Raw genomic sequence first — 13,528 nt, forward strand, 5'->3', positions numbered from 1 at the left:
CCCATGAATATCGCGCCGCCGGCAGCGGTCGGAGCGAATGATGCTTGGCGGCCTCCTCCGAGGACAAGCGCCCGGTTCGGTCCATCTTCAGTGTGCTGACGCTTCGTGCCGCCGGTTGCCCACTCATCCGAAGGTTACCATCCATGATTGCAGATATTGGAGAAGTGTTCTCTGCGCAGAAAGACGGCTCTCCGCCGACGATATTGGCAAGTGGCTGCGCGCCCGGCGAAAGCGGTGTCTCCGTCGTGAGCTTGCGCTACAAGGGCGGCGCGCATTTCAGCGCCTGTCTGCGGCAGCATCTGATCGCCTTTGTTTCGAGGAGCCGGATTGCGTGCCGCCTTGCGGGTAGCGCGCTGTATCACAAGGCGCACGACGGATCGCTCGCGATCTGTCCAGCCGGACTTGATACCTGCGCCGACACCGTCCAGGACCTGGATGCGCTTCTTGTTGCGGTGCGGCCGGACAAGTTTGCGCTCGCGGCCGCCGAAGACGGAGCGGTTGAAGCCGAGTTGAGCAGTCGTCTCTGCGGCCACGACCAGACGCTTTTTGATCTGGCCGGCGTGCTGGCGCGCGAAAGCAAGGAAGGCTACCCGCGCGGGACACTGTTCTGGAACGAAATCGCGGGCCGATTCGTCGACATCCTTGCCGCACGTTACGCGATGCGGACCAGGGCGAAGCGGAACGCTCCGCTGACCGCCGACATGCTCAAGCGGTTGAAGGAGTTCGTCGTCGAGCATCTGAACGAACCGCTTGACGTCGCGACGCTTGCGAGAATGACGCACCGCAGCCAGTTTCATTTTTCCCGCGCCTTCACCCGGTCCGTCGGCGTCAGTCCACATCGCTACGTCGTTCATCTGCGATTGCAACGGGCGGTCGAGATGATTCGAGACGGAACATTTGGTCTCGCCCAAATTGCTGCCAAAACGGGTTTTGCGGACCAAAGCCATCTGACGCGCTGGGTTCGCCGCGTCCATGGCGTGTCACCCACGCAGATCATCGCTCGACGCTGAATCGGATCGCAGGAATCTTCAAGATCGGCCCCGATCATCATCCCAGATAGAGGCCACGCCAACCACCAGCGATCATGACCTGGCGCTGGTTTGGCGCATGACGTCACGCCCCAACAGGTCCTTTCGGTCTCGAAGAAGACCATGGAGAGATTCAATGGAAATGCATTCGCGAAAATCGCTCAACGAAATCCATGGCATCCGCGCTTTGCCGCGGCGCCGGCCGCGATGGCGCTCGCTCATGCGTCTCGGCATCGCACGTGTCCGGGCGGTCCTGAAAGGAATAACGAAGGCGATCGAGGCCGAACTAGCGGCTCGTCACGCCATCGCTGAACTCGTCAGCATGGATGATCACATGCTGCGCGATCTCGGATTAACCCGAGGCGAAATTGAAAACGTGATACGCCGGCCGCAAGGAAATGTCAGAGCGGATGATGTGCCGGTCCTCTCAAGCGATGCCGGTCGCCACCGACCGGCTTTGCCGCCGATCAGCTCTTTCGACCTTTCACCCGAAGCGCGGCCCGCAGCAACCTGCAGCGACTGTGCTCGTCGTGATCAGTTGGAACCTGAAGGGCTCGTCAACGCGGATCTACATGCAAAGGCCCGGTCGCTGGTCTGAACGCGCGCGATGTCGTGTTCGCAATACCTCCGACATGGAGAGATCAATACCATGGCATCCAGTGAAGAGAGTTTCGCCGCGCGCGTTCGTGCGAACCAGTGCTCCCTGACTTCCGAAATCGGTACGAAGTTCGACTACATCGTCTGCGGTGCCGGCACCTCCGGTTCGGTCGTCGCCGCAAGGCTCGCAGCAAATCCGAACGTGCGCGTGCTTTTGCTGGAAGCCGGCGGCAGCGAAGAGGCGGACGTGATTGCCGATCCGAACCGCTGGCCGATGACGCTTGGCAGCGAACTGGATTGGGGTTTTGTCGCCGAACCGAATCCACATTTGAACGGTCGCGCGATTCCTTACTCGATGGGTAAGGTCCTGGGTGGCGGTTCCAGCATCAATGTCTCGACATGGTCGCGCGGACATCAGGCCGATTGGGATTTCTACGCCGCCGAATCGGGCGATGCTTCGTGGGGTTATGAAGCCGTTCTCGACCTGTATCGGCATCGAATCGAGGCGTGGACCGGAAGCGCCGATCCGGACTATCGCGGCAAGGATGGAGCGGTGCACGTACAGCCCGCGGCCGCGCCTCATGCGTTTTCGTTCGCGTTGCTCGAAGGCGCCGGGTCAGCAGGCCTGCCGCGTTTTCCGAATGCGAACGGCCGAATGATGGAGTCGCCGGGCGGGTGTGCGTTTGTCGATGAGACGGTCTGCGAGGGAAGAAGGCGGTCGATCTTCCGCTCCTATCTGTATCCGCGGATGGCCGAGCCGAACATCACGGTTGTAACGGGCGCGTTGGTGGCGCGCATTCTGTTCGAGCGTCGCCGCGCCACCGGCGTCGAGTTCCGCTGCAAGGGAAGAATCCTGCGTGCCACGGCCGGTTGCGAAGTCATTCTCTGCCTTGGCGCGATCCAGACACCGAAGCTGCTGATGCAGTCCGGCATTGGCGACGAGGACGAGTTGCGCCGCGCCGGCGTGCCGCTGCTGCAGAAGCTGCCGGCGGTCGGCCGCAATCTTCATGACCACGTCGCGTTCGGATGCGTCTGGGAAAGTACAGATATCGAGCTCCCCCGCGTGCCCAGAAGTCAGACTGCATGTTTCTGGAAGACGAATGCAGCGCTCGACGCGCCCAATTTCTACAGCTATGCGCATCGCGGGCCAGACGTCACGCCCGAGAATGCGGCGTTGCTCAAGTTACCGGCTGACTCCTGGTCCCTGGTCGTCGGAATGCGTCCCAGGAGCCGTGGCGCCGTTCATCTGACCGGGCCGGATGCAGATGATCCCGTCAGAGTTGATGCGAATTACCTTGGCGATGTCCAGGATCTGAAGGATCTTGTGGACGGCCTGGATGTCGCACGTCAGATCGGAAACTCCGCCGCGCTGCGACCTTTTACGGTTCGGGAGATCACACCGGCCACCCGCAATCCCCGAGAGCTTGAACGCTTCTTCCGCAACGGGCTTGGCACCTTCTGGCATCAATGCGGGACCGCGAGAATGGGCCGCGATGCAATGTCGGTGGTGGATGGCCGATTGAAAGTTCACGGCATTGACGGGGTGCGGGTCGCGGATGCGTCCGTGCTCCCGCGCGTGACGACGGGCAATACCATGGCGCCTTGCGTTGTCATCGGCGAGCAGGCTGCTGCCTTCGTACACGTAACAAGTTCGTAACCGGGCGATGAGCGGCGCGAACCGCAGGAATTTTCAAGATTGCGTTTTGCGAAATTCCTAAGTCGGGACCAGCGGTGCCAAGGGGCGGCAGGTTCGAAATAAAGATGGACAAGGAAAAATGTGTCAATCGGCATCTTCAAATTCTCTCCCGGATCGCAACAAGCCGGCCGAATGGCTGCAAACGAGACCTGGCGAACGTTCCCTGATACGCGTGCCGGCGGCCGATACAAACGGTGCATACTCGCTCGTCGAGATTGTCTCGGACCCCGGCGACGGCACCCCGCTGCACGTCCATCAGAATGAGGACGAATACCTCGTTGTGCTGGAAGGAAGAGCGCGCTTCGCGCTCGGCGACAAGGTGTTCGATGCGGAAGCTGGAACGATGGTCACGCTTCCCAGGAACATTCCGCATGCCTGGGGCAACCGCTCGGATTTGCAGCTGCGGATCGCGGTGGTTTGTTATCCCGGCGGGGTCGAGGAAGCCCTCCGCATCATTGCCGGTGGCGGCTTGATCGACATTCCCGCGCTGGCCTCGAGGTTCGGTGTCATCGCCCTCGGTCCTGCGCCGTTCTGAGCAGTGACGTCTCCGTCACGCATGCAATCACAACATCGTTCAAGAAATCTCCTCATGATTGTACTCAACATCAACCAGCTAGTCGCGAATTGGATCAGGTCCACTACCGAACGATTGATTGCGGCCAACTCGAATTATCATGTGTTTCACGCCGCAAATTCGCCGCCCAATCGGCCGTCGGACCGACAAGGCAGCACGCGCTTCTGATGGCGAAAGCCATTTTACACTCACCCACAAATCCGGAGATATCGAGATGCTACTTTTCATCATTCTTGCTCTGTTGGTCATTCTGGCCAAATCGCTGATGCCGCTTGCTGCTGCTGATGCCGACGTCACGTTTGATGCGGCGGTCGCAATTGCTGGGCTGCTTAGCTACGTCGCGATGTTCGGCTACATTTTTTGGCCGCCGAAAACGAACGGCAAGAGTCTCGATCGTTCTCGGCGAGATGCTTCGGTCGCCGAAGGGCATTTCGAAATGCTCGATCATTTGCAGCAAGACATCGCCGTACGCCCCGCAGGACGCGCAGTCGCGGGATCGGGCCTGGTACGGAGGCTTGTTCGGGCGAAAGACGATCCGGCAAAGCAGCGTATCCGGGCGCAGCTCAGCGAGATCGATGATGAGCGGCTCCTTCGCCTTGGCCTCACATCCGAAGACATTGCCGCGCTCCGCGGCACGGCGAGCCCGCAGGTCGAGGCGACTATTGCCCAAGCACTCGATGCGCCGTCAGAAGACGGTTGCACCTACCAGCACTCGCCTTCGATCGCAGGTGTTTCGGATGCAACGGACCATGCGCTGCACCATGAGAGCGATACGTCGCGGCGTGAACGCGTATCCGACTGCTGAGTGCCCAATTTCGGTAGCAAGCCAGGCTCTGGGTTCAATGATCCCGGCAACAATTCAAGCCCGAGGTGTCAAGCAATGATCGATCTACATGAATTATCTACCTCGCACGGCTCGATCGTCGTGGAGGAGACCGGAGACGGTGACCTGCCGGTCCTGCTGATCCATGGAAATTCGCTTTCGCGCGAGGTCTTTCGCAAGCAGCTTGGCGGCGCGCTCTCCAGAAAGTATCGCCTTGTGGCATTCGATCTGCCCGGTCACGGGGAATCCGGCGACGCCCTCGACCCGTCCCGCACATATACTCGTCCGGGTCTGGCGAGTGCGGTGATAGAGATGCTCAGTCTGCTCGGAATTAGCGAAGTTGCGGTGGTCGGCTGGTCGCTGGGTGGTCACATCGCACTGGAAATGGCGTCGAAATATTTCGGCATCAAGGGATTGTTCATCAGTGGGGCTCCACCGGTAAGCCGGCACAACATGGCCGAAGGGTTTATTCCGACATCGCACATGAGGCTGGCAGGACAACTGCATCTTCGGCCGGAGGATATCCATAAGTTCGGCGAGGCGATCTTCGGTGCGCCGGTCCCCACCGAATTTCGTCGCGCAATCGCACGCGCCGACGGTCTGGCGCGTAAGACGATCTTTGAAGCGGCGCGTTCCGGTGTCGGGATCGATCAGCGCGTGCTGGTCGAAAATCTTGCCGTCCCGCTGGCCGTGGTGAACGGCTCCCAGGATCCATTCGTCAATCTCGATTATCTCGAGGTTCCGAAATATGCGAATCTGTGGGGAGGACGGTGCCATCGCCTGCCGGGATTGAGGCACGCGCCGTTCTGGGAAGCGCCGGACGTTTTTGACGAGCTTCTTGGAAGATTCATCGACGATATCGCTTCGCGATGAGTTGAGGCGATCGTCGACCGATCGCAGCCGGCATTCACAAGGCGTCAGCTCCGACACCAACCCATCGCAGCGACGACGCGCAGGGACCTGTTTGGACCGGGCGACAAGGCGCTCGTGCCCCGAATGATGGCGGTCTTTCCGGCCGACAACGACCAGCGCTATCGCTGAAACTCTTGAGAGGACTGGTACGATGAGTAATTCAAAATATCTCGCTGCGGTTAGCTTCATGTGGCTGTTGTCCGGCGTGCCCGGACACGGCGCGTCGGCCGCCGCCGAGCCGGCGCCGTCGCAGTACACCGATGTCGTCAACGCCCTGCAAACCACAAGGCCGGTCAGGCTGCTGACCGATTTTGGCCAATGCGTAAATGAGAGTGCGGGGCAACCCAGCATCTCCTTGCAGGGCGGACTGTCCATCAACGCGTTCGTCGTGTTGCCGGGCCGTGGACTGTTTTTTTCCGACGTGCATCAGACCCTGGACGAGGAGAATCAGCCGGTCACCGAATACATTCGCTACAATTTGACGACTGACGACCGGTTGAAGGTTTCGTTGACGCGCATCGTGAATTCGGCGATGGCGAAGCAGGACAGCTTGGTCTGTCAGATTCCGCTCGGTGCCCGGTTCGTTTGGTAACCGCGCTACTCAATGCGTTCGCAATAGCCGCTGCAGCGGCGATCGAGAAGGGCGCCGGCGTGCCGGGCTGCTTAGCTTCATCGGGATGTTTGGCTACATTTTTTAGCCGCAGAGAACGAGCGGCAAAGTCTCGATCGTTCTCGGCGAGGTGCTTCGGCTGCTGAGCAGCATCTCGAAATGACCGATCGTTTGCGGCAAGACATCGCGATACGCCCCGCAGGACGCGCAATCGCAGGATCGGGTCTGGTACGGAGGCTCGTTCGGGCGAAAGACGACCCGGCGAAGCAGCGTATCCGGACGCAGTTCAGTAAGATCGATGACGAACAGCTCCTTGGCCTTGGCCTTACATCCGAAGACATTGCCGCGCTGCGTGGTGCGGCGAGCCCGCCGGCCAACACGGCCCAAGGCATCGATGCGTCGTCAGAAGACGGTTGCGCTTACCAGATCTCGCCACCGATTGCAGGCGTTTTGGATTAGGCGGGACTATCAAAGGTATCGCTGACAAATACGTTCCATAGGCATAAACTTACAGGTGCGAGCTTGGTCGCGCATGACGCCTACACTGGCTCGTACCATTACTCGCGCGACGCGCGGAAGCTACGCGACGATCGACTGGATCAACTGACCGGCGGCGGAAATACTACGCAATTCCCGCAGGTCATCGCCGCCTATCGCAGGACGAAGGCGTAGAGCTGCAGGGCGTTGAAATCTGAGATAGCATCGACGCCGAGCGCGACCCCTTTCGCCGTCCAGCACGAATTGCCTCTGGCGGAGCTTGCGCGCGGCCTCCACGATCGACCGATAGTATCTGCCGCGCATGATCAGGCATGCTTCAGGATGCCAGTAACCCGCATCGTCTCCAGTGCATCCTCCCTATTTTGGTCACCTTTTGATCGCGATGTGAGCAGTCCAGATTGCGCGCAGCTAAGGTGTCAGTGATTTCAACAGCGAAGCGGATTGCAGGATGCGATGGAAAAGCGCTGCATTACTTGCCGTCGGATTGTTATTTGTCAGTTTTTGGCTGCAGGGCGGCGCTCGATGTCAAACCTCGCTGGCCCCGCCGCCCTTGGTGAGCGACCAAGGCTCGCCACCAGCGGCTAGGTGTCACTGGGGCGGTCTCAGTCTGTGCAGCAACCCTGCGACAGCCAAAGGTTCGTCGCCTCCGCCGGCAATGGCGCCAGAAGTCCCGATGGATCCGCCGCCCGTTATCCTTGCCTCGCCGCCATCGGCGACCGCCAAAGGTTCGCCGCCACGGGCCAGCAAAAACGTTTCTCCACCCATGGCGACCGACGACGCTCCAGCGCGAACAGCGACCGCCAAAGGTTCGCCACGATCCGCAGCCGCCAAGAACTCGCGACCGCCTCCCAATGACAAAGACGCGCCGGCACCGGCCATCGACAACATTTTGCCCACGCCGACCATCGACAATAATCGGCCCAGGTCGCGCATCGGCAAGCTGTCTCCGTCACAGGAGCCCGGTCCTGATGGCTTTACCGTAGGTGTCGACGATGGCGAGGAGACAGGCGAGCCGCTGCCCATTAAACCTCGCTCAAAACAGTCCAAGGCCAGGCAAAAGGCCGACGTTGCCGAGAGACCATCCGCGACACAGTCGCTGGACGATCAAGCAGAAATTGAGAAACTGAAGCCAAATCTCTCGATTTGCCGAGGCTGCTAAAGGGTAAGGTGCCTTCCGGCGTGCGCTATTGCGTCAGGTGCGCCGAGGAGATGGCCTTCTGAAACAGCGCGGTCAGCGCGTCGCTGATACTGCTGTCGCTCGACACCTCGTAGTAATAGCCGGAGGTCGCGCAGGCCTTCATCTGGGTCGCGATCGAGCTGCGCCAGGGCGCGATGTAGGTGGTGTACCAGGTGTTGTTGGTGATCGCGAGATACGTGGTGTAGAGGATCGCGATGTTGATGCCACGATTCTTGATCGTATCGCAGATCGTGGTGGTGAGCGGCTCCTGGCATCGGCCCGACGAAGCGATGACGGTCTCGGAGCAACTCGACGGGTAGTAGTAGTCGGCCACTCCGTCCGAGATGAAGAACAGCCACTTTTGCGGCGAGGATGCAGTACCGGTGCCGGGCGTCGGAATCGTGCTGTTCATCGAGGACAGAATGCCGTCGAAGTCGGTGCACATATCGTTGTTGTAGTTGGTGTAGGGAATGGTCATCAGGTCGACCGAAGAAACAGCCGTCTTGACTGACGAGAGGCTCGAGGTGAGCGATGAGATCGTCGTCAGGCCGATGGAACTGCAATCGCTTCCCATGGTGTAGACCGCCATGCGGTACTGGTTGCTGACGAGCTCGCTCGACGTCGCCGTATCCGTCAACGACTGCGTCGCGGTCCGCACCAGGTCGATCCGCATCGTGATGCCGAGCTTCTTCGCGATCGAATAGTAACTGCTGGTTTGCTTGGTCTTCTTGGAGCTTGAAGTATAGGTGTCATGGCAAGCGAAGGCGCAACTGTCGGAGGTTGCGGCCTGCAAGGCGGTCATATCAGCGGTGGTCGCTCCGAGCCCCTGTGACGGCGAGTTGTCGAGCAGCACGTAGAAGTCGATATAGCTGGGCAGCGAGGCCGCCGCTGACGAGCTCGCCGACACCGTCATGGTCTTGTAGCCCAGCAGCCCCATGAAATAATTCGAAACGGTCAGTGTTGCAGTGCCGGTAGCCGTCCGGGTGGTCACGGTGTCCGTCACGGTGATGGTCACTGAGCTCGTTGTCATGCCGTATGCGGACATCTGTGCGGTGTACGTGTTCAGTGCATCGCTCTGTGCCGCAGTTGCGGTGTTCGTGATCTCGCTCTTGGCGGTGGCGACCAGCACCGCGGTGTCGAGTGCCGCCATCAGCTTGGCTCGGGCCCGCGTTGCGAGGGAGTAATCGACCGCAGCGCCAACGGTGGCGAGGACGGGCAGTAGAGCAATGGCAAAGGTCACAACGATATTTCCGCCGCGATCGGAGCGGAAACGCGAGAGCAGGCGACCAAAACGCGTGGCAGCAAACGTCAACTTGGCGTCCCCTTAAGCGAAGAATTGAACGCTTCAACCTAGCGCCGAGATGCTTAGGGGGTGGTTGCTTAACGCGTGAGGAGACGTTTCCAGCGCGTTGCTGACCGTGTCGCGCACTCGCGGCAAAATCGTATCGAATCATCGACATGAAAAAGCGGGTGTCGATCAGTCTGTGGTACCGCGCAGATCGTGGCGGTCCTGAAGCGTCGCTCTCTCATCTGAGCGCGCAGATGCGACCTCTCATGCGGCGCCATGGCCGAAGCTTCCCTTAGGTGTCGACCGAGGATGGCCGATGGAGGCGACCGATGCCACCTTGTCGCCCAACGCGAACGGCAGAAAGCTTACCCTCTTGCGCTCAGCACTGCTCGGGCCGCCGTCACATACTCCCGCCAATTCCTTTCCGCGTAGCGCTCGGCCTGTCGAGCGCAGGTGACGTCGGGCGCGTGCGCGGCTGCGATCATCCTGGCGAAGCGTTCTTCGGCGACCGTCGTGTCCGCCGCATCGGTGGTCGAAGCGAAGGTGCTGCTTGCGGCCTGCGGTGCGGCGACGAGTCCCACCATTCCGGTCAGCAAAACACGGCGTGATGTCGTCTTCATTGCGTCATCCTCTCTGGTTCTGGTCGCGCGAGCGTGGCAGGCGAGTGTGTCGTTGCAATCACGACAGAGTAAAGGCCCTCGCCCGGACAGTCCACCAGTCGCGAATACGACCTGACGCCGCGAATGGTCGCGGTCCACCCGGCGAAGGCTTTGCGCAAAACGCCAAACTTCGGACGCTGCGATGGCGAACGCAACGTCGGGCATGGCCGCTCCAGCATCGATGCGCAATGCGGTGCTTGGCTGCGTCGCCTGCATGTGCGATCCGGACCGGCGCTCGCCGCCGAGAGCGACGCGGAGGATGAGGCAATGCCGCCCGTCCCCAACATCTATCTCGACCTCAGGACGACCCACGCGACCATTCCCGCGGGCTCGCTCGGCCTCGGTTTCGGCGACTCGTCGCTGTCGATCGCGCTCGAAGCCCTGGCCACGCTGAAGCGTAGTTCGTTTCCCCACGGCCCAGTCGATTGCGGTCAATCTGCCGCTCACCGACGACGTCAGTGATCGGGTGTTGCTTTATGCCGCGTGCAACTGACTTCCTGCGTGGTGGATTTTCGGTAAAGCAAACGCACCGTAATTGTTCGGATGACGATGCTGCGCGTTCTCTCGCGCCCACTGATGGACAAGGCTTTTTTCATGCGCGCGATCTTCGCGCGGCAGCTTTACCCGTCAACAGATCGTTAGCCTTCCTGCGAAATCGCCAACTGCGTTATCCTGCCGCAAGGGGGCATTGCGGCAGACTGGAACCGGTTTCGCCTGGGAGGTCGTGATGCCCCGCTTGACGCCGGAACGAACGTTCCTGGCCGGGAAGATTATCTTCAACTTTGGGCAATCGTCGCTCGATTGCGTGGTGCGCCGCATGTCGGAGGAGGGCGCCACGCTCCAACTCGAGACCGGCCTTGGCGTACCCGACCAATTCCAGTTGAAGCTTGCGGACGACGAGTTGCTGGCGTGCCGCGTGGTCTGGCGCTCCGACCGCGAGATCGGTGTCGCTCTCGGCAGGGCCAGTGGCGAGGCGAGGAGCGAGGAGGCGCCGGTCCGGCGCGGCGACGCCTTGATGCGCAGCCAGATGCTGGCGCTGCGCGCCGCGCTCGATCACGTGCCGACCGGCATCGTGCTGCTCGACCCGCAACTCAGGGCGCGCCTGATCAACCGGTCATTCCGCCAGATGTGGCGGCTGCCCCAAGAGGTCGCCGACAGCAATCCCTCGATACTCACACTGCTCTATCATGGGCGCGATACCGGGGCCTACGAAGTGCCGGACACGGAGCTCGATGCGCTCGTTGCAAGGCGTGTTCGCCAGATCGAGGCAGGAGACCCCACACCGGTCGATCTGCGCCGAACCAACGGCGATGTCATGCGCGTGCAGTGCACCCCTCTGCCCGACGGCGGGCGAATGCTGACCTACACGCCCGTTACCGATATCGTGCGCTCCTCCGACGAGCTCAAGCTGCTGCGAGACGCGCTGGAGAACGTCCAGGACGGCGTGCTTCTCCTCGACGCCGACCTGAACGCGAGCTTCATGAACCGGCGGATGCGGCGGTTCTGGGAGGTGAGCGATGAGGAAGCGGCAGTCCGGCCGGCCTACGCGTCACTGGTGCGGCGCGTGCATCGCGCCAGCGCGCCGGATCTTCCCCCAAGCGAGCTGGCAAAATTTCCAGCCAGGCGCGTCGAAGAGGTCAAGGCCGGCGATCACGTGCGCGACCTTCAGACGCCTGACGGCCGGCGGATCCGCGCCCATTGCACGACGATGTCGAATGGCGGCCGCATGCTGACCTATGTCGATATCACCGACCTCACGCAAAAGGCCAAGATGCTGGAGACGTTGGCCACAACCGATCCGTTGACCGGTCTCTTCAACCGCCGCCATTTCCTCGAAAGCCTCGATGCCGAATGGAGCCGCTTCCAGCGCTATTATCGCTCGGTGTCGGTGTTGATGCTCGACATCGATCACTTCAAGTCGGTCAACGACCGCTACGGCCATGCAGTCGGCGACGCCGCGATCAGGACGGTCGCTGCCGCGTGCCTCGATGGTAAGCGCAAGTCAGATATCGTCGGCCGTCTCGGCGGCGAGGAGTTCGCGGTTCTCCTGCCCGAAACCAGCCTGTCCCGCGCGAGAACGGTTGCCGAACGCATCCGCAAGCGCGTGATGAGCTCACATATCGCCGCCCACAAGATCCAGTTCGGCGTCACCGTGAGCATCGGCATCGCCGAGGCCAGCGTCAGCATGTCCGGCACCGATGCGTTGATGAGCGCGGCCGATCACGCGCTCTACCAGGCCAAGGCAGAGGGCCGCAATCGCTGCATTGCCTGGTCGCCGCCGCCGCCCGCAAGCAAGGCGGCGGAGTGATCGCGGGAACCGCTTCTACTCCGGCACCGGCACGTCGAACGTGTTCAGCGTGACCGAGACCATGCAATAGATGCCGACGAGATAGGACAGTTCGGCGGCGCCGTGCTCGCCGAACTCCTTCACTGCCGCGCGCCAGGTCAGCTCGGGCAGCACGCCGCCGCTCACCAGTGCGGACGCCATGTCGTAGGCGACGGCCTCCTGCTTGGTCAGGTCGACCGGCCGCTGGCCGGCGACGATGGTCCCGAGTTTCTCGTCGGACAGGCCGCGCTGCTCGGCGACCAGCACATGCGCATAGAGCTCATAACCGGAGCGGAAATGCGAGCCCGTGACGAGGATCGCGACCTCGCGCACCGGCGCCGGCAGCAGCGGATTCGCGGCGATTGCCTTGACCAGATCCCACACCGGCTTGCCGAAACGCGGCTCGCGGAGCCACGGATTCCACGGGCCGAGCAACGCGCCGTCCTCGCGCATATTCACAAAGCCCTTGAAATGGTCCCTGATGCCCGCTCGCATGTCGTCATAGAGTGGCTTCTGCTCGGCGGTCAGCTTCTTCGGATCGAGAATGGGAAGGCGCATGGCAGCTCTCCTCGTTGAGACGCGCCGAACCTTGCCCGCACGCTCGTAGGAGGCAAGTGACGTTAAAGTGACGCGTCGGCCATCCTGAGACGTCGCCAGGCGTTTGCTCCCGTATCGTCGCTTTATCTCGTAGAATCCCATATTTACGCTGTCCTGTCGGGGAAACGTCAGGTGTCTGTCGGGTCGCTGTCGTGTTCGCCATGGAGCCGCACAGCTAGTTTGCAGCCGTCAAATCGAGGACTGACATGATTGTGCAAAAGCTGAGGCTCCAACGAGGATGGTCGCAAGAGGAGCTGGCGCAGCTGAGTGGACTGAGCGTCCGCACCATCCAGCGCATCGAACGTGGCAATGCGGCCAGCATGGAGTCGTTGAAAGCCTTGGGCGCGGTCTTCGAGGTCGACTTTTCAACCCTGAAGGAGACAGACATGGATATGACAGCAGGCGAACAAACGATGAAGCCGGACGAAGTCCTGGCCTTCAACAGGGTCAGGAAGATCAAGGGCTTCTACCTGCACGTGACCCAGTATTGCATCGTCGTCGGCGTCCTCGCCGTCTTCAACATCATGACGTACCCACGCTATCTCTGGGTCCTCTGGGTCACCTTTGGCTGGGGTACCGCCGTGCTGATCCACGGCCTGCGCACCTTTGATAAGGTGCCTTTCCTGACCGGCGAGTGGGAGCGGCGTGAGGTCGAGCGCTATCTCGGTCGGAAACTTTGATGAGGCGCGCCGGACCGTATGGGGTGAGCCTCTTCCCCTCTTTTCGAACCGGGCTCTCCAGTC

The 13,528-nt window shown here is 61.1% G+C and carries 15 protein-coding genes; 12 read left to right on the forward strand and 3 right to left on the reverse strand.

Annotated features, from left to right (window positions below; translation table 11 throughout):
• Positions 1–44 precede the first annotated feature (44 nt).
• From SO156_RS17505 to SO156_RS17545, 9 genes are all read left to right on the forward strand, one after another.
• Positions 45–1,010, forward strand: coding sequence for a helix-turn-helix domain-containing protein (locus tag SO156_RS17505; RefSeq protein WP_498535661.1), 966 nt, complete (start codon positions 45–47; stop codon positions 1,008–1,010).
• A 154-nt stretch (positions 1,011–1,164) separates the two neighbouring features.
• On the forward strand, positions 1,165–1,626 hold the full coding sequence (locus SO156_RS17510) for a DUF1127 domain-containing protein (protein WP_498535662.1): 462 nt from the start codon (positions 1,165–1,167) through the stop codon (positions 1,624–1,626).
• A 51-nt stretch (positions 1,627–1,677) separates the two neighbouring features.
• A complete protein-coding gene (locus SO156_RS17515) occupies positions 1,678–3,282 on the forward strand; it encodes a GMC family oxidoreductase (protein ID WP_498535663.1) in 1,605 nt (534 codons plus the stop codon).
• 211 nt (positions 3,283–3,493) lie between these two features.
• Positions 3,494–3,856 carry a cupin domain-containing protein gene (locus tag SO156_RS17520; protein WP_498535664.1) on the forward strand — a complete coding sequence of 121 codons (363 nt, stop codon included), beginning with the start codon at positions 3,494–3,496 and terminating at the stop codon, positions 3,854–3,856.
• A 139-nt stretch (positions 3,857–3,995) separates the two neighbouring features.
• The gene (locus SO156_RS17525) at positions 3,996–4,700 is read left to right on the forward strand and encodes a hypothetical protein (protein WP_498535665.1); all 705 of its coding nucleotides are present in this window, start codon (positions 3,996–3,998) and stop codon (positions 4,698–4,700) included.
• Complete coding sequence (locus SO156_RS17530; protein WP_498535666.1) at positions 4,701–5,591, forward strand: alpha/beta fold hydrolase; 891 nt, start codon at positions 4,701–4,703, stop codon at positions 5,589–5,591.
• A gap of 226 nt (positions 5,592–5,817) precedes the next feature.
• On the forward strand, positions 5,818–6,222 hold the full coding sequence (locus tag SO156_RS17535; protein WP_498535667.1) for a VirK family protein: 405 nt from the start codon (positions 5,818–5,820) through the stop codon (positions 6,220–6,222).
• 177 nt (positions 6,223–6,399) lie between these two features.
• On the forward strand, positions 6,400–6,699 hold the full coding sequence (locus tag SO156_RS17540; protein WP_498535668.1) for a hypothetical protein: 300 nt from the start codon (positions 6,400–6,402) through the stop codon (positions 6,697–6,699).
• A gap of 712 nt (positions 6,700–7,411) precedes the next feature.
• Positions 7,412–7,897: a hypothetical protein gene (locus tag SO156_RS17545; RefSeq protein ID WP_458146075.1), complete on the forward strand. Its 486-nt coding sequence runs from the start codon at positions 7,412–7,414 to the stop codon at positions 7,895–7,897.
• 25 nt (positions 7,898–7,922) lie between these two features.
• Here the strand turns inward: SO156_RS17545 and SO156_RS17550 are convergent, their stop codons facing one another.
• Positions 7,923–9,227: a TadE/TadG family type IV pilus assembly protein gene (locus SO156_RS17550; RefSeq protein WP_498535669.1), complete on the reverse strand. Its 1,305-nt coding sequence runs from the start codon at positions 9,225–9,227 to the stop codon at positions 7,923–7,925.
• A gap of 341 nt (positions 9,228–9,568) precedes the next feature.
• The gene (locus SO156_RS17555; protein WP_458146073.1) at positions 9,569–9,823 is read right to left on the reverse strand and encodes a hypothetical protein; all 255 of its coding nucleotides are present in this window, start codon (positions 9,821–9,823) and stop codon (positions 9,569–9,571) included.
• 123 nt (positions 9,824–9,946) lie between these two features.
• Between SO156_RS17555 and SO156_RS17560 the strand changes: the two genes are divergently transcribed.
• Positions 9,947–10,324, forward strand: a complete 378-nt coding sequence (locus SO156_RS17560; RefSeq protein ID WP_498535670.1) for a hypothetical protein — start codon at positions 9,947–9,949, stop codon at positions 10,322–10,324.
• Positions 10,325–10,589: 265 nt separating this feature from the next.
• On the forward strand, positions 10,590–12,170 hold the full coding sequence (locus SO156_RS17565; protein WP_458146071.1) for a sensor domain-containing diguanylate cyclase: 1,581 nt from the start codon (positions 10,590–10,592) through the stop codon (positions 12,168–12,170).
• Between the two features lie 15 nt (positions 12,171–12,185).
• Here the strand turns inward: SO156_RS17565 and SO156_RS17570 are convergent, their stop codons facing one another.
• Positions 12,186–12,746 (reverse strand): carboxymuconolactone decarboxylase family protein, encoded by a 561-nt coding sequence (locus SO156_RS17570; RefSeq protein ID WP_458146070.1) that lies wholly within the window; start codon positions 12,744–12,746, stop codon positions 12,186–12,188.
• A 245-nt stretch (positions 12,747–12,991) separates the two neighbouring features.
• Between SO156_RS17570 and SO156_RS17575 the strand changes: the two genes are divergently transcribed.
• Positions 12,992–13,465 (forward strand): 2TM domain-containing protein, encoded by a 474-nt coding sequence (locus SO156_RS17575; RefSeq protein WP_498535671.1) that lies wholly within the window; start codon positions 12,992–12,994, stop codon positions 13,463–13,465.
• Positions 13,466–13,528 lie beyond the last annotated feature (63 nt).

This window comes from Bradyrhizobium sp. UFLA05-125 (assembly GCF_059803515.1).